At 70.7% G+C, this 16,117-nt stretch carries 11 protein-coding genes; 6 read left to right on the plus strand and 5 right to left on the minus strand.

Annotated features, from left to right (window positions below; genetic code table 11):
- Window positions 1-14 precede the first annotated feature (14 nt).
- A complete protein-coding gene (locus ABZ621_RS17895; RefSeq protein ID WP_360605450.1) occupies window positions 15-1,175 on the minus strand; it encodes an FAD-dependent monooxygenase in 1,161 nt (386 codons plus the stop codon).
- A gap of 82 nt (window positions 1,176-1,257) precedes the next feature.
- Here ABZ621_RS17895 and ABZ621_RS17900 point away from each other — a divergent pair, with 82 nt between their 5' ends.
- From ABZ621_RS17900 to ABZ621_RS17915, 4 genes are all read left to right on the plus strand, one after another.
- Window positions 1,258-1,815 (plus strand): TetR family transcriptional regulator, encoded by a 558-nt coding sequence (locus tag ABZ621_RS17900; protein WP_360605452.1) that lies wholly within the window; start codon window positions 1,258-1,260, stop codon window positions 1,813-1,815.
- 149 nt (window positions 1,816-1,964) lie between these two features.
- Window positions 1,965-2,249 (plus strand): pyrimidine/purine nucleoside phosphorylase, encoded by a 285-nt coding sequence (locus tag ABZ621_RS17905; protein ID WP_360605454.1) that lies wholly within the window; start codon window positions 1,965-1,967, stop codon window positions 2,247-2,249.
- Window positions 2,250-2,310: 61 nt separating this feature from the next.
- A complete protein-coding gene (locus ABZ621_RS17910) occupies window positions 2,311-2,673 on the plus strand; it encodes a hypothetical protein (RefSeq protein WP_360605456.1) in 363 nt (120 codons plus the stop codon).
- 116 nt (window positions 2,674-2,789) lie between these two features.
- Window positions 2,790-3,134 (plus strand): DUF1801 domain-containing protein, encoded by a 345-nt coding sequence (locus ABZ621_RS17915; protein WP_360605458.1) that lies wholly within the window; start codon window positions 2,790-2,792, stop codon window positions 3,132-3,134.
- An 88-nt stretch (window positions 3,135-3,222) separates the two neighbouring features.
- On the opposite strand, the gene ABZ621_RS17920 is transcribed toward ABZ621_RS17915, so the two are convergent.
- The 3 genes from ABZ621_RS17920 to ABZ621_RS17930 form a co-directional block, all read right to left on the minus strand.
- Window positions 3,223-4,326 carry a S1 family peptidase gene (locus ABZ621_RS17920; RefSeq protein WP_360605624.1) on the minus strand — a complete coding sequence of 368 codons (1,104 nt, stop codon included), beginning with the start codon at window positions 4,324-4,326 and terminating at the stop codon, window positions 3,223-3,225.
- A gap of 213 nt (window positions 4,327-4,539) precedes the next feature.
- Window positions 4,540-6,492, minus strand: a complete 1,953-nt coding sequence (locus ABZ621_RS17925) for a GAF domain-containing protein (RefSeq protein ID WP_360605460.1) — start codon at window positions 6,490-6,492, stop codon at window positions 4,540-4,542.
- A gap of 123 nt (window positions 6,493-6,615) precedes the next feature.
- Window positions 6,616-8,001 carry an MFS transporter gene (locus tag ABZ621_RS17930; protein WP_360605462.1) on the minus strand — a complete coding sequence of 462 codons (1,386 nt, stop codon included), beginning with the start codon at window positions 7,999-8,001 and terminating at the stop codon, window positions 6,616-6,618.
- 533 nt (window positions 8,002-8,534) lie between these two features.
- On the opposite strand from ABZ621_RS17930, the gene ABZ621_RS17935 reads away from it, so the two are divergent.
- Together ABZ621_RS17935 and ABZ621_RS17940 are read left to right on the plus strand one after the other, a co-directional pair.
- Window positions 8,535-10,421 carry an AAA family ATPase gene (locus tag ABZ621_RS17935; protein WP_360605464.1) on the plus strand — a complete coding sequence of 629 codons (1,887 nt, stop codon included), beginning with the start codon at window positions 8,535-8,537 and terminating at the stop codon, window positions 10,419-10,421.
- A gap of 3 nt (window positions 10,422-10,424) precedes the next feature.
- The gene (locus ABZ621_RS17940; RefSeq protein WP_360605466.1) at window positions 10,425-12,320 is read left to right on the plus strand and encodes a UvrD-helicase domain-containing protein; all 1,896 of its coding nucleotides are present in this window, start codon (window positions 10,425-10,427) and stop codon (window positions 12,318-12,320) included.
- Between the two features lie 1,461 nt (window positions 12,321-13,781).
- On the opposite strand, the gene ABZ621_RS17945 is transcribed toward ABZ621_RS17940, so the two are convergent.
- The gene (locus ABZ621_RS17945) at window positions 13,782-15,875 is read right to left on the minus strand and encodes a SpoIIE family protein phosphatase (RefSeq protein ID WP_360605468.1); all 2,094 of its coding nucleotides are present in this window, start codon (window positions 15,873-15,875) and stop codon (window positions 13,782-13,784) included.
- Window positions 15,876-16,117: the final 242 nt, after the last annotated feature.

Raw genomic sequence — 16,117 nt, forward strand, 5'->3', positions numbered from 1 at the left:
CTCGGGGCGCGCGGTCAGTGCAGTCGGGGCGGGGTCCAGGCGTGGTGGCGCAGGATCATGCGCGTCGCGGTGCGGGAGGGGGTGAGGCGCATCGCGGTGTTGCGCAGGGCGACGGCAAGGGGGTGGGAGAGCTGCTTGCCCATGCGGCCGGCCTGGCGGGCGGCCCGCGCGACCGCCTGGCTGCGGGGACGCCGTTCGGCGTCGTAGCGGGCGAGCGCGGCCTCGGTGGTGGGCGCGGTGGCGAGTGCCGCCGCCAGGGTGACCGCGTCCTCCAGTGCCTGGCAGGCGCCTTGCCCGAGGTTGGGGGTCATCGCGTGCGCCGCGTCGCCGAGCAGGGCGACGCGGCCGACCGCGTACGAGGGGAGCGGCGTGCGGAGTTCGCCGACGTCGTGGTGGAGCACGGCGTCGGGGCGGGTCGCGTCGAGCAGCGCGGGGATCGGGTCGTGCCAGTCGTGGAACCGTCGGCGCAGTTCGGCCAGGGGGTCGGGGAACCGCGTGCCGGCGGGAAGGCTGAGGACGGCGTGCCATTCGGCCCGCCCGTCGTGGAGGGCGATGTGGCCGAATTCGGCTGCGTGCCCCCAGGTCAGTTCGAAGTCGGTGCGGAGGTCGACCGGTTGCGCGGTGAGGGCGCGGAGCACGGTCGAACCGCTGTGGACCGGGCCCGGGTGGGCCGGGAAGAGCCCGCCGCGGATCGTGCTGCCTATGCCGTCGGCGGCCACCACCAGGTCCGCGTCCAGGACCTCCCCCGGACCGCCTTCGACGCGCACCGCGTCGGGGCCTGTCTGCCGGACCGCGCCGGCGTCGAAGCCGATCAGCAGGGACTCCGGGGGCAGGGCCTCGCGCAGCAGCCGGTGGAGGGTGGCGCGCGGGATGCCCATGATCGGCGTACCGACCGCCTTCTCCAGGAGCGTGCCGTCCATCCGGGTCAGCCAGCCGCCCGCCGGGGTACGGGTGCCGCCGCTGTACTGGCCGCGCGAGGCGCTCCGGACGGCCTCGCCGACGCCGAGTTCGTCCAGCGCCCGGAGGCCGTTGGCGGCCAGGGAGATTCCCGCGCCGGCGTCCTGGAGCACGGGCGCGCGCTCGACGACCCGCGTCTCCCATCCGATGCGGCGCAGGCCGATCGCGGCGGCGAGCCCGCCGATGCCGCCTCCGACCACCACTGCCGTGCCGACCATGCCGCCTCCCCGGGTTTCTACATCTGTAGAAGCCGACTGTACCGACTCTCCCGCCGGGCTTCTACGGGTGTAGAAAGGGGGCATGACTCCGGACCGGCGCACCCTCCTCGCGGACGCGGCACTCGACGTACTCGCCGAGGAGGGGATCCGCGGCCTCACCCACCGGGCGGTCGACCGCCGGGCCGCGCTGCCGCCCGGCACCACGTCGGCGTACTTCCGCACCCGTGCGGCCCTGTTCACCGCCCTCGTCACCCGCCTGGTCCGGCTCGACCAGGAGGAGCTCCGGACGATGGCCGGACAACTGCCGCCCCTGCGCACCCCCGAGGAGCTGGTGGACGGCATGGTGGCGCTCACCCGGCGGCGGCTCGGCGGCGAGGGCCGCCGCCGGTCGCTCGCCCGCTACGCCTGCGCCGTCGAGAGCGTGCGCGACGCGGAGCTGCGGGAGATCCTCGTCCCCCGGGAGAACGCCGGCCGCCAGGCCGTCCGGCTGTTCCTCGCCGATCAGGGCGTGAAGGACGTCGAGACCCGTACGCACACCCTGCTGACCTGCGTCGACGGCATGGTCTTCGACCGGCTGGTGAACGGCGGCGAGGTGCCGCGCGAAGCTCTTGAGGGCCTCGTCGCCGCCGCGCTCCGCTAGGCCTACCCAACCCTGATCCGCCGGACAGGCCGTGGACACCCGCGGTCGGGTCCGGCCCACGTCAGGAGGGGCGCGAGGGTGCCGCTAGGCTGCAGCGGCCGGCCTGTCGAGCCGGTATCCAGCCCTTCTCGGCTTCCTGGAGGACACCCATGTTCAAGGTCAACGAGTACTTCGACGGGACGGTCAAGTCCATCGCCTTCACGGGCGCCGAGGGGCCCGCGACGGTCGGCGTCATGGCCCCGGGCGACTACGAGTTCGGCACCGGCAAGCGGGAGATCATGCACGTCGTCAGCGGCGCCCTGACGGTGCGGCTGCCCGGCTCCGACGACTGGCGCACCTTCGGCGCCGGAGAGAAGTTCGACGTCCCCGCCGACAGCACGTTCCAGCTCAAGGTCGCCGAGGAGACCGCCTACCTCTGCGAGTACCGCGACTAGCCACCGCCCGTCGGGGACACGGCAGCGGGGACGCGGGAGCGGCGACGTAGGCTCCCCTGTCATGCACAGCACGCTGACGGGGCACGCGCGATGCCTGTACGGCGACGAGTACGCCCCCACCCCGGAATGCGACCGCGACCACCGGGAGTTCCTCTTCGTCGAACGGCTGACCTTCGCGGACGCGGACGAGATCCACGCCATGATGCGTGAGCTCTGTCCCCACGTCGTCGACGGCCACCTGCCGGTCTGGATCCGGAACCTCGCCTATCGGCTGCTGCTCCTGCAGCGGCCGGACGAGCCGGCGCTGCTGCGGGAGGCCGCCGAGAACCTGTGGCTGCACGGCCCGGACTGGGACGACATCGCGGCGGACCTCACGACGCGGGCGGACGCCCTCGAAGCGGAGCGCTCGCGCCCGGAGCCGTAGGCGGGCCGCCGACGGCGCGTGGCACGGATGCGGGCGTCGGTGCCCGTGGTGTCGCCGGTGCCGTGGAATGCTTCCTTCCCGGGCGGTGGACCGGTTCGAAGAAGGGAAGCGCGGGGATGACCGAGGTCGACGAGTACTTCGACGGTCTGGACGCGGCCTCGCGGGACGCCTTCCGGCGGATCCGGGCGATCGCGCTGCGGGTCGCGCCGGAGGCGGAGGACGGACGCAGCTACGGCATGGCGGCCCTGCGGCACGGCGGCAAACCGCTCCTCGGGTTCCGGGCCGCCAAGGAGCACTTGAGCGTCTTCCCGTTCAGCCCGGAGGCGGTCGACGCCGTGCGGGAACGGCTGGACGGCTTCGACCTGTCGAAGGGCACGGTGCGTTTCACGGCCGGCCATCCGCTCCCCGACGACGTCGTCGCCGACCTCGTCCGTCACCGCCTGGCCGAGATCACGGGCTGAGCCGGCGGCCCGCGGGCACGGGTCGAGGCCGGCGGGGTCGCCGGCCTCGACGGGCTCGGGCCGTGTACGGGCCCGAGCCGTACGCGCCTCAGGCCGTGTGCAGGCGCAGTCCGTAGCGGGCCAGGATCTCGTTGACCGGCTGGAACCACGTCTCGCCGCCGGAGGAGCAGTTGCCCCAGCCGCCGGAGGTGACGCCCTGGGCCTGGTCGCCGCTCAGGAACGAGCCGCCGGAGTCGCCGCCCTCGGCGCAGACGCTGGTCTTCGTCATCTGGTACACCGCGCCCTGGCTGTAGTTGACCGTCTGGTTCTTGGCCAGGACGGTGCCGCAGTGCCAGCGCGTGGTCGAGCCCGAGCGGCAGATCGACGCGCCGACCGGGGCCTCGGCGGAGCCGCGTACGAGCTGGTCGGGGACGGTGCCCCAGCCGAGGACGACGGGCACGGTCCACCAGCCGCTGTGGATCGAGACGTACGCGTAGTCGTCACCGGGGAAAGACGAGCCCTGGAAGGTGCCCATGGCCGAGCCGTCCCAGCCGCGCACGGCCGCGCCGGCCTTCCCGCAGTGACCGGCCGTCACGAAGCCGCCGTGCACGGAGAAGCCGATCGAACAGCGGACGTTGCCGGTGTAGTACGGGTCGCCGCCCACCGTGCCCGCCGCGTAGGTGCGGGGCGCCTCGGCCGTCTCGGCGACGGTCACGAGGCCGTCCGCGCGGGCCCGGTCGAGGAACGCCCGCACGGCGGGGGTCTGCCGCTCGGCGCGTACGACGTCGACCACGACGCTGTTGGCCTTCGGGTCGACGTGCCAGCCGGCCACTCCGGCGGGGGCGCGGAGGCCGTCGAGGCGCGCCTTGGCGCGGTCGAGGGCGGCGGCGCTGTGGCGGACCAGGCGGGTGTCGGCGCCCAGGGCCCGTACGCCGGGTTCCTTGGCGCGCTCGGTGACGGCGACGACGAGCCGGCCGGCCGCCGGGTCGAACCAGGACCCGGCGTAGGCGGCGCCCGCGCGCTGCCGGGCGGTGCTCTCCACCTCGGTGGCCGTCTTCTCGGCCCGCAGCCGTTCCTCGGCCTGCGCCGCGGTGAGCCCGAGGTCCTTCCGCATGGCGTCGAGGAGTCCGGCCGACGCCGACGGCGGCGCGGTGGGCTCCGGGAGCGGGGCGGCGGTCGCCGCGGCCGCGCCGAGACCGACGGTGAGGAGCAGGGCGCCGACGGCGGCGCCCAGGGAGAGGGAGCGCGGTGAGGCGGAGCGCAGGGCGGTGGAGCGCCGGGGGGTGGTGCGTTTCACGGAACCTCCTGGTGTGGGGGAAGCCAAACGCTGAGAGCGCTCTCAGAGCGCTCTCCGACCTACGGTAGCGGGCTTCATTTGTCAGGTCCATACCAGGACGGGCTCGGGGGTGCTTCCGGGGTGAGGACCTCAGGCACCCTCGGCGGCGGCGGAGCCGGAGGTTCCCCGGGACAGTCGGTGGAGGCGGAGCGCCAGGTGGAGTTCGAGGGCACTGTCGGGGGTGTTCCAGTCGGGGCCGAGGAGTTGGGCGACGCGGTCGAGGCGCTGCACGACCGTGTTGACGTGGACGTGGAGGGCGTCCTTGGCACGCGCGAGGCTCGCCCCCTGGTCGTAGTACGCGTACAGGGTGCGGACCAGTTCGGTGCCGCGTTCGGCGTCGTAGGCGAGGACGGGGCCGAGGACGCGGTCGACGTACGCGGTGATGTCGGCGCGGTCGCCGAGCAGGACGCCGACGAAGCCGAGCGCCTCGACGTCGGCGCCCTCGCCGGTGCGGCCCAGGGCGTGGAGCGCGGTGAGGCAGCGGACGGCCTCGGCGTGCAGGGCCGCGTGGCCCTCCGGGCCGGTGTCGGGGCCCGCCGTGCCCACGGTGACGGGTGCGCCGAGGCCCCTGGCCAGGCCCGAGGCGAGCGCGTCGGCGAGGGGGCCGGCCTCGTCGCACGGCACGAGCAGGACGGTACGGCCCCGGCGGCTGCCCGCCAGGCCGCCGAGCCCGCGCGCCACGCGGCCGGCCTCCGCGGCGAGCCGGGAACGCAGCGCGGGTGCGCAGTCGACGACCGCGACGGCGTGGGGGCGGGCGAGGTCCACGCCGAGGCGCCGGGCGCGCAGGGCGAGGCTGCCCGGGTCCCAGTGCGCCGAGGAGGCGGGGCCGGCGAGCAGGTCGTCGAGGAGTTCGCCGCGGACCCGGTCCTCGGTCTCGGCGACCGAGCGGCGGATCAGCAGCAGCATCGCCGTGACCAGCGCCGACCTTTCGAGGAGGCGGCGGTCCGCCTCGGAGAGGTCGCCGCGTCCGGTCAGCACGATGCTGCCCAGGAGTTCGGCGCCCGCCAGGACGGCGCAGGTCCAGACACCTTCCGCACGGACCGCGCGGCCCTCGGTACGGGAGGCCGCCAGGCTCGCGGCGGCGGGCGTCACCGGCCCGGTGCCGATCCGGGCGAGTTCGGTGCCGTCGGTGTCGTGGACGGCCACTCCCCCGCCGAGCAGCACCGCGATCTCGGCGGCGACCTCGTCGGTGCCGGCGCCGCGCAACACCAGCTTGGAGAGCCGGTCGTGGGCGTCGGACGCCAGGTGGAGGGCCTCGCTGTGGGCGCGGGCGGTCGCGTTGGCGGCTTCGAGCCGGGCCAGGGCCGTGCGGGTCTCGTCCAGGCGGCGGGCGCTGTCGATGGCGACTGCGGCGTGGTCGGCGAGCGAGGCGAGCAGGGCGATGGCGTCGGGGGTGAACTCGCGCGGGGACCGGTCGGCCGCGAAGAGGACCCCGATGACCTCCTCGCCCAGCCGGAGCGGGACGCCGAGGATGCCGCGGAGCCCTTCCTCCGCGACGCCGTCGTCGATGGTCCCGGTGTGCCGGTAGCGGTGGTCGGTGCGGTAGTCCGTGCTCGCGTACGGCCGGGCCGTCTGCGCCACCAGGCCGCCCAGGCCCTCCCCCATGCCCAGCCGCAGCTGCTGGAAGGCGGCCGAGACGGACCCTTCGGTGACCCGCATGAACGTGTCGTGCGCGGCCGGGTCGTTCAGCGTCAGATAGGCCACGTCCGAGCCGAGCAGCGTACGGGCGCGCCGGACGATGGCCCGCAGCACCGCGTCGAGGTCCCGCAGGCCCGCGAGGTCGCCGGCCGTGTCGTACAGGGCGACCAACTCGGCCTCCCTGCGCCGGTACTGGTCGAGCACCCGCCGCACCGCCAGCGCGGCCCCGGTGGTCTCCTCGATCCACGCCACGTCCCCCGGGGCGGCTCCGTCGGCCCGGGCCCGGGCGGCCTGCGCGGCGAGCTCCTCGCCGGGCGCGCCGGCCGCCAGCAGGTCGAGGAGGCGGCGCGCGGCGGCCTCGGTCGGGGACGGCGTACGGGACTCGGCTCGTCGGCCGGGGGTCATGGGGCCTCCTCGGCCGGGCGGGTAGGGGGTGGATGGGCGCACGGTGGGACTGGTGGACGGGTGTACGGACAGGCCCGGCCGCCGTCATCAGCCTGTGATGACGGCGGCCGGATGCCCGGGGCGTTACGCCCGGTCGCCGACGGCGGTGGCGGGGGCCGCGGGGGCCGCCGTGGTGTGCTCGTCCCGCTCGTTGCGGGCGAGGTCACGGCCGAGCGTCTCGCGGGTGACGGCGACGGTGATGGTGGTGATCACGGCCGCCGCGCAGAGGTAGACGCTGATGGGCGTGGAACTGCCGTAGTCCTTGAGGAGTTCGACCGCGATCATGGGGGCCAGGGCACCGGCGAGGATCGACGCCAGCTGGGAGCCCATGGAGGCACCGGAGTAGCGGACCTTGGTGTCGAACATCTCGGAGATGAAGGCGGCCTGCGGCCCGTACATCGCGCCGTGCAGCAGCAGACCGGCCGTGACGGCCAGGGTGATCACGACGAACGACTTCGAGTCGACGAGCCCGAAGAAGACGAACGCCCACACCGCCATGCCCGCCGAACCGATCAGCGTGACCGGGCGCCGGCCGAGGCGGTCGGAGAGCGCGCCCCACAGCGGGATGGTGACGAAGTGGACGGCCGAGCCGATCAGGACGGCGTTCAGCGCGGTGCTCTTCGGCAGCTCCAGGTGGACGGTGACGTACACGAGGAGGAAGGAGGTGAGGATGTAGTACGAAATGTTCTCGCCGAAGCGGGTGCCGATGGCCGACAGGACCTCGCGCCAGCTGCGCCGGAAGACCTCGACGACCGGCGCCTCCTCCTTCACGCCCGCCGCGGCCGCCGCCTCCGCCTTGGCCTGCGCCTCCAGGAACACCGGGGACTCCGAGACCGAGACGCGGATCCACAGGCCGATCATGACGAGCAGTCCGGAGAGCAGGAACGGGATGCGCCAGCCCCAGGACTGGAAGGCGGCGTCCGACTGGACGGCGGCCAGCAGGGACAGGACGCCGGTGGCGAGGAGGTTGCCGCCGGGGGCGCCCGCCTGGGGCCAGGACGCCCAGAAGCCGCGGTGCTTGTCGCCGCCGTGCTCGGAGACGATGAGGACCGCTCCGCCCCACTCGCCGCCGAGGGCGAAGCCCTGGACGAGCCTCAGCAGCGTCAGCAGGATCGGCGCCCACACGCCGATCGACTCGTACGTGGGCAGCAGGCCCATCGCGAAGGTCGCGCCGCCCATCATCAGGAGGCTGAGCACCAGCAGCTTCTTGCGGCCGATCTTGTCGCCGAAGTGGCCGAAGACGATCCCGCCGAGCGGGCGGGCGGCGAAACCGATGGCGTACGTGATGAAGGCGATCAGGGTGCCCACGAGCGGGTCGGCGCTGGGGAAGAACAGGGTGTTGAAGACGAGGGCGGCGGCCGAGCCGTAGAGGAAGAAGTCGTACCACTCGATGGTGGTGCCGATGAGGCTGGCGGCGACGATTCTCTTCAGGGATCCGGGCGGGGTCGGGGAGGGTGTTGCGGCGGCCATGTGCACCACTTCCAGGCAAGTGCGGGGACGATTCGGTGTCGCCACACCGTAGGAAGACGCAGGTCAGGGGCGTATGTGGTGGGACACCATAGTTCGGGTGTGCCGTGTGCGCCCGGCGTCCATGGCCTGCTGTTGCGACCCTGCCGAAGGCCCGAGAGGGGCCGGGAGAGGGGCTGTCCGGGTTGCACTGATCGGGCACGTTTTGGTGGTGCGGTGCTGACTCCCGTGCTGGTTTGGTGCTGACTGAAGTCCCATGTCAGCACCCCTGTCGACCTCTCCCGTGCTGACTTGGTGCTGACTACGTAGCGTTGAACTCCGACATCTGCGACAGACCGGTTCCGATGGATGCGCCAAGGTCGGTCGTAGGTTGCGATCCCCCATGTGTGGCGCTGCTGGCCCCGTGGGTCGGATAGCCGTTCGCGGAGGCTGGTTCGAGTCGTACGATTTCCCGAATAGCCGCGCACAACTGGGGAGTGTGGCGCGGGGGATGCGCCTGCGCCCGCCTGGGGCGCCGGCCCTTCGGTGGGGGTGCCGTGTATCTGGCCACGCTGACGGCTGAGAACTTCCGTGTCTTCGGTGCCCGGAGATCGCCCGAGGAAGCGGGAGATGCGCTCGAACTGGAGCTGACGCCCGGTGTAACCGTTCTCCTGGGCGAGAACGACGCCGGGAAGACGGCCGTCGTCGACGCCATTCGGCTGTGCCTCCTGACGACAGCTGCGGATTTCTATCGTGTCACCAAGGACGATTTCCACGTTGGGCCAGGCGGGCGCGCGGACTTCTTCACGATCACCTGTCGCTTCATGGAGCTTTCGGAGGAGGAGCAGGGGATCTTCCTCGAGCACCTGACGACCGACTCGAGGGGAACGTCGTCCCTGTACATCAGCTTCAGGGCCGAGTTGATGGATTCCTTGCCCCCGCATCGCGTTTCGGTCACGACTCGTACGGGTCCGAATGGCGAGGGGCCCACGCTGGACGGCAAGGCGCGGGAGCACTTGAAGGCGACGTACCTTCGCCCGCTTCGTGACGCCGAGGGGGAGCTGCGGGCCGGTCGGGGTTCCCGGCTGTCGCAGATCCTCGCCGGATATCCCACGATGAAGGCCGAGGGCACGGACGATTTCGCAGTCGGCGATGACTCGGCCAGCACGCTGGTCGGCATCCTGCGTCGTGCCGAGCACCACATCCGTTCCAACAGGGCGGTGAAGGCTGCCCTGGATGACATCAACAAGGGGTACCTGGAGAAGTTCTCCATCGGAAGCGACGTCCTCCAAGGCGAGATCGGGGTCGCCGGGGACGCCACTCTCTCCCGAGCTCTGGAGCGTCTCGAACTCAGGCTTTCGACCGGCGAGCCGGAATGGACCCGTCGGGGGCTCGGATACAACAACGCGATGTTCATGGCCGCCGAACTCCTGCTACTGGGCAACAACGATGTGGCTCCGCTTCTTCTGATCGAGGAACCCGAGGCGCACCTTCACCCGCAGCTGCAGACACGCGTGATGGATCTGCTGCTCGATCGGGCAGCAGGTGGGGCGAGCGCCGGTGACCCGAGGGTCCAGGTCGTCCTCACCACCCACAGCCCGCACCTCGCCTCCGCCGTTCCCGTGGAGTGGATCACCCTTGTCGTCGGCGGCCGTGCTTTCAGCCTTACGCCGCATGCGACCAAGCTCGACGCGAGCGACTACGCCTTCCTGTCCAAGTTCCTCGACGCGACCAAGGCGAATCTGTTCTTCGCCCGGTCGGTGGCCTTGGTGGAGGGTGACGCGGAGGCGCTGCTTCTGCCCGCTCTCGCGGAGGCTGCGGGTTGGTCGTTCAGCGAGAATGGCGTCAGCGTCGTCAACGTCGGGCACACCGGCCTCTTCCGATATAGCCGCATCTTCCAGCGCGACGGCCAGCAGATTCCGGTGTCTGTCGCCTGCATACGCGACCGCGACCTGCTCCCTCCGGACACCCCTGCGAACATGCGGGGCCAGCTCCGGTCAGTCTCGGACATGACGCGCGAGCAGGTCGAGGAGTACGTCACGCGGCTGAAGGACGGGGACGACGGCCCGGTGAAGACCTTCGTCTCCGACCATTGGACGCTGGAGTATGACCTCGCAGCGGCCTCCTGGCCCCTCGCCACCGTCATGAACCAAGCCGTGCGTTCCGCCTGGGCGTCGATGAACAAGTGGCCCACCGGTGCCGAACTGGTCGAGATCCAGGCTCGTGCGGCCGGGCAGGTCGAGGGGTGGCGGGAAGAGGGGATCTCCCTGGGCGAGGTGGCCATGCGCATCTACGAGCCCCTGAGGAGAAAGCCCGGGAAGCAGGCCAGCAAGGCGATCGCGGCACAGTACGCGGCGCAGTTACTCACGCCGAGGTCCCTCGCCCGGTCGGACCTTCCCCCGTACCTGCGCGACGCGTTCGGTTACCTCTGCGGAGGGGCGTGAGTCATGGAACTGCCACTGACGCCGGACACGCTGTCCAAGGACAAGGCCGAGACGGTCGCGGCCGAGATGGGGCTCACCCTCCCGCACCAGGAACAGTGGGACTTCCTCCAGAGCCTCCACACCATGGACCTGCAGGCAGCACCGGGCTCCGGCAAGACGAGCCTGGTCGGCCTCAAACTGACGCTTCTCGCCCAGGGCTGGACGTCCGCCACCCAGGGGGTCTGCGTCCTGTCCCACACCAATACGGCCAAGGACGAGATCAAGCAACGGATCACCACTGCCACGGCAGGCCGTAGGTTCCTCGGCTACCCGCACTTCATCGGCACCATCCAGTCCTTCACACACACCTTCCTCGCCGCCCCCGCGATCAGAGGCCAGGGCGGGCGGATCGTCGTAGTGGACGACGCGGCCTACGCAGCAGCGGCCCAACGCATGCTCATGAAGGGCCGGTACTACGCCAACCTCCGCTCCACGCTGAAGCACCAGCAGGACGGTGAACGTCTCCTGTCTGATGCCCACTTCGTCTGCGACGGCGGCGAACTGAACGTGGTCTCCTACCGCAGGCTGCCGTTCAGGCCAGAGTCCAAGAGCGGCGAGGAGTTCGCGGCGCTCAAGCGACGTTTGGCATGGGCGGGGATATTTCGGTTCCAGGACATGTACGCCATCGCCGAACGGCACTTGATCCGCGCACCCCACCTCGCCCGAGCCATCTCGTCGCGCTTCCCGTTCGTACTCTTGGACGAGATGCAGGACACCGACACACTTCAGCAGCGCCTGCTCGACAAGGTCTTCGGATCCGGGGGCACAGTGGTGCAGCGGGTGGGCGACGTGAATCAGCGCATCTTCTCCGGTCGCCCGAAGGACGACATCGGTGCGGCAGCGTTCCCGTCACCGATGGCAACTGAACTGCCGGTCAGCCGTCGATTCGGCGGCCGCATAGCGGAGCTCGCCAGCGAGCTCACCGTCCACCGCAGGCAGAAGATCATCGGTGCGGGTCTGGACGGCACGGTGGCCCTGCTCCTCTTCGACGAGCAGTCCGTCCCGGAGGTCGTGCCGGCCTTCGAGCGCCTCGCGGCGGAGATGGTCCCCGAGGACCTGTTGTCCACCACCCCGCCCAGGGTCCTGGGAGCCCGGAAGAGGCCAGGAGAGGCGCAGCGGTTCCCGCAGAGCGTTGCCTGCTACGTCCCGGAGTTCGACGCCGCCGCGAAGACGTCCGGGACACATGGCTCCCTGGCCGACCTGGTGTGGGCCGCACGCACTCGCTGGGCACCGGGAACAAGCCGCGAGGCAGCGACAGACCTGTGGGACGGCATCCGTGCCATGGCCCGTCCCTACCTACCGGATCAGACAACACCGCTGCCCCCTCTGATCAGGTTGGACCGGTCTCCGGCCACTGCCGGCGGTCGGACGAGGGCGATCCTGCTCGACTTCCTCACGGGACCGGTAGAGAAGGCTGGAACCTGGGACGCGCTCTGTGCCCGGCTGGCCGTTGCGATTCGAGATCTGGCAGGCGCCGTTGCGTGGGACCTCCGCGATACGTCGGCGCCCCTTGGACCTGCGGCTCGCCCTGCCGCACCGAGCGCCCGACCGGGGACGAGCATGGCGGGCACCATCCAGAGAGCCAAGGGAGAAACACACGCCGCAACGCTCATCCTCGACTGCCTCGGACGCACCGGACAGAAATACGATGTCGGGCAGGCGCTAGCCTTCCTCGCAGGTCAAGGTGAACTCGCACGGGCTTCGGAGACCGTGAAGCAGGCCATGCAACTGGTATTCGTGGCCGCCACCCGTCCCACGCACCTTCTCGCCTTCGCGACCTTGAAAGAGCACGCGACACCCCACGTGGCGGCACTAGAGGGAAGAGGCTGGCTGATCCGCGATATCTCGCCACCGCGCTGAATCGGCTGAGTCCCGGCATACAAGGAGCGGCGGAAAGGCAGCTGCATGTACGGTACGCAGCCCCTTGCCCGGACGCAGGTCTCTCAGGGGCTGGACCTGTTTCCCGTACCGGGGTTGGCGTTCGTCCCCGCGGCTCATCGTTGCGCACCAGCAGCTTCGTCGAGTGCTGGTGGTATGCGGCCCGCACTTGTGATGGCCTCGCGAAAACTAGTGAATTGACAATCATTGGGCGGGACTTGGTCCGGGAGTGGCCCGGATCTTGGAGCGGTGGGGCGAGCGATCGGCCGTCCCTCATCCTGCTGGGTAACGTCCCACGCGGGACGTCCTCTCGTCGGAGGCGCCGCCAAGGGCACGCTGAGTGGTTGCCTGTGAGGGCAGAGCAGCAGCCTGGCGCCGAGCGGATGGGCGTAAGACGTGAGTCTGACACTGCTTGAGCAGGGCTCGCCTTCGCACCCCGCCGTTGGAAGCCGACATCTTTCCGATGGCCCACCAGGTCGAGTGCGTCGCGATCCTGGAGCCTGCGGTAAGGGCCGCTGACCTGCAAGTTTGCCGAGCGTGCATGATGGGCGATACATGCGTTAAGTGCGATACCTTGACGCATATTCGACGCACGTGCCGCACGTTTGACGCACGGACGACGCGGTTTCTGATGGGTTGTCATGCGTGATGGGCTACTACCGAGTGGAGTCCTCAGCTGCCTGGTCTTAGCTACCTTGAGGTGGCTGAGGCGCTGGCTGCTGAGCTGCTGTCTGCTCCGGTCCCACCCGCTTCTCGGTAGTGACATTCCGTGAGACTGGGTGGGGTGTCCGGTCCGTGTTGAGTAGGGGGCCGTAGGGGCTCCAGTGCCCACTTCTCCAAGTCCGGACCGCTGCCGCTCTTGACGATCCGGCCGCCGGCCTCCGCGAGTTCTTGCAGGAGCTGCTCCGTCAAGGTCACGCGAGGCTGTGGGGAGGGCTTGGATGTGGCCTGGCTGCCGGGGCTTCCTGCGCGTTGGCCGGCAAAGGCAGCGGAGGGGCTGTCTGGTTCCTCCGCGGGCGAGACCCTCGGGGAGGGTAGGCGCCGTGCGCCAGGTGGTGTCGGCCGGCACTCGCCAGGGCGACTCTCCACTGCCCGCCCTTCCGGGAGACCGTGACCAGGCCCCGGTTCTGCTGCGCCTGGCACGTGGTCGTGTAGGAACTGCTCTCCCGAACATCGACGGGACACCCCGCTGCCACCCACACAAGTGCCGCAAGCTGACGTTCATTGACCGGCCGTTCCCGTGGTCCACCCTCGACCTATGACTGGCATGTGACGGGCCGGATGCTGTCGGTGATCGTGGTGCAGGGCGGGTGCCGCGTGGAGGTTTCGCCCGAAGGAGTAGCCGGAGTAGGGCGATTCGAAACCGTGGACGTCAACGACTCGGTGCTTGCGGACGGGGGCGCGGACGGAGGGTGCCCGCGCACAACGTCGTGTGCGGAGGAGTCATGGCAGAGCTTGCTCCGTCCAGATCGTCTTGCCCCGCGGAGCGGGCCGGTGGCCCCATCGCTGAGTGATCTGCGAGGCGATGTAGAGGCCACGCCCGCCCTCGTCCGTGTCGTCGGCGCAACGGAGTTGGGGTGCGGTGCTGCTGTCGTCCGTGACCTCGCAGATGAGCGCACGGTCAAGGATCAGGCGCAGTCCGATCGACCCTGTCGAGTAGCGGACCGCGTTGGTGACCAGCTCGCTGACGACGAGCTGAGTGGTGAACTCGAGTTCACCCAGTCCCCAGGAACTCAGTCGGGCGGAGACGAATCCACGGGCGTCCGCGACGGCCGCCGGGTCGTTGCGTAGGGTCCAGGAGGCTACGTGCTCGGAGTCCAGCAGCTGGGTGCGGGCGAGCAGGAGGACCGCGTCGTGCTGGGGCAGTTGGGCGGTGAGAACCCCGAGGATGGCGTCGCAGGCGGCCTGCAGACCGCGCCCTTCGGCTCGGATCTCGTCGCGGAGGCGATCGAGTCGCTCGCCTCTGGTGGTGTGGGGGCTGGCGTCGCGCAGGGCCGAGTTGTACAGGACGAGGACACTGCCCTCAGGAAGGTCTCGCCGCACGCTGCTGTACCGGGCGACCCCCCGGCCGAGTAGCGGCCCCTCGGGAATGTCGACGACTTCCATCGTGCCGTCCGGGTAGGCGACCACCGGCGGGGGGTGGCCGGCGCTCGACATCACACACTCCCCCGATACCGGGTCGTACATCGCGATGAGACAGCTGGCGCGCACGGGGCCGTCCTCGGGACTTCCCTGTGCGAAGCCGCGCATCTCGCCGCCCAGGCGCGTGACGAGGCCGTGGAGACGCTCGAGCTGCTCGTCGGGAGGCAGATCCAGATCCGAGAGGACACCAATGGCGGCGCGCAGCTCACCCATGGCTGCTGCCGCATGAAAGCTGCGCCCGGCGGTGTCTCCCGCCACGAGTGCGACGCGGGCGCCGGACAGGGGGATGACGTCGAACCAGTCCCCTGCGGAGCCCGACGGCAGATAGCTGTGCGCGGTCTCCACCGCCGATTGCGCGGGCACCTCGGGCGGGCGCAGCCCCAGCTGCAGGATGCGGGCGGCGGATGTCTCTCTGGTGTGCAGTCTCGCGTTGTCCAGGCAGAGCGCGGCGCGGTCCACCAGCTGGACGGCGAGCGTGAGATCGTCCTGCTCGTACGCGGTGGTCCCGTGCAGACGGTAGAAGCAGGCGAGTCCGAGCACGACGCCTCTGGCGGCGAGAGGAACGATCATCAGGGAGTGCACCCCGGCCGACATGAGCCGCTTCCGCAGTTCCGGCTCCCTGCCGGCCCATTCCTGTTCGGCGTCCAGGTCGGTGATCAGTCTCGGCCGCAGGTCGGCGAGAGCCTCCTGGTATGCCGGACTCAAGGAGACATCGCTCATCTGGCCCACCCGCGCCCCGTCCCGCTCCCGGTCGTCGGCAGCGGCGCGTCCCACGCGCCTGAGAGGCGGGTTCCGGGCTGCCGCGCCGGCCTCAGGCGCGTCGCCGCGCAGCACCGAGTCGATGACGTCCACGGTGACGATGCTCGCGAGATCCGGTACGCCCACGGCGGCGAGTTCGTGGCCGATGCCGAGCACGTCCAGGGTGGCTCCCAAACGGCTACCGGCCTCGTCGAGCAGGCGCAGGCGTGACTGCGCGCGCGTACGTTGGGTGACGTCGAGGGCCACCGCGGCCAGGCCCAGTACGGCACCCTCCTCGTCGTGAAGACGGAACCAGGAGACGGACATCGTGGCGTCGAAGCGAGAGTCCTGGGGGTCTCGGACCAGCACCTCGATGTCCCGTGCCGGCAGCCCTGAATCCAGGACACGGCGCGCGGTCGACTCAGCCGCCTCCGGATCCTGGATCTGGAGGCGGCCTAGTACCTCGGCCAGCGACTTTCCCGCTATCGCCCCGACAGGGAACCGCCGGGCGAACCGTGTACTGGGCTTGAACCGCACGATCCGGAGGTCTTGGTCCAGAATGTGCAGGCTGAAGGGGAACTCCGAGAAAAGGGCGCTCAGCACGGCTTCGTCGAGCCCGTGGACGGCCGAGCTGCCTGCGCCCTGAGAGCTGCCCATGACAACCCGCTCCCTCCTGCTGCCCGGCAGTCCGGGGATGGACCTCCGATGACAGTGCCGAGAGGAGATCCGCTAACCCGCGCCGGCCGCGGCCGCCTCGGCCATCAGGTCGGTCACCTCGATGGGAGGGACGCCAGTGAGGCGTGGTCGGCGTCCAGCTCGATGGTCCTCCGGGGGTGGGGCTCCGCCCCAGAACCTGTGAACCAGGACGACGCCGGGCTTATCGGCCATGGGAGTTTCCT

Origin of the sequence: Streptomyces sp. NPDC007863 (assembly GCF_040633895.1) — a bacterium.
GTDB lineage: Bacteria > Actinomycetota > Actinomycetes > Streptomycetales > Streptomycetaceae > Streptomyces.

Coding starts and splice junctions, on each gene's coding strand:
- ABZ621_RS17915 (WP_360605458.1), top strand. CDS start 2,790: ATGACCGAGGTCGACGAGTACTTCGACGGTCTGGACGCGGCCTCGCGG.
- ABZ621_RS17925 (WP_360605460.1), bottom strand. CDS start 6,492: ATGACCCCCGGCCGACGAGCCGAGTCCCGTACGCCGTCCCCGACCGAG.
- ABZ621_RS17930 (WP_360605462.1), bottom strand. CDS start 8,001: ATGGCCGCCGCAACACCCTCCCCGACCCCGCCCGGATCCCTGAAGAGA.
- ABZ621_RS17895 (WP_360605450.1), bottom strand. CDS start 1,175: ATGGTCGGCACGGCAGTGGTGGTCGGAGGCGGCATCGGCGGGCTCGCC.
- ABZ621_RS17910 (WP_360605456.1), top strand. CDS start 2,311: ATGCACAGCACGCTGACGGGGCACGCGCGATGCCTGTACGGCGACGAG.
- ABZ621_RS17900 (WP_360605452.1), top strand. CDS start 1,258: ATGACTCCGGACCGGCGCACCCTCCTCGCGGACGCGGCACTCGACGTA.
- ABZ621_RS17945 (WP_360605468.1), bottom strand. CDS start 15,875: ATGGGCAGCTCTCAGGGCGCAGGCAGCTCGGCCGTCCACGGGCTCGAC.
- ABZ621_RS17905 (WP_360605454.1), top strand. CDS start 1,965: ATGTTCAAGGTCAACGAGTACTTCGACGGGACGGTCAAGTCCATCGCC.
- ABZ621_RS17940 (WP_360605466.1), top strand. CDS start 10,425: ATGGAACTGCCACTGACGCCGGACACGCTGTCCAAGGACAAGGCCGAG.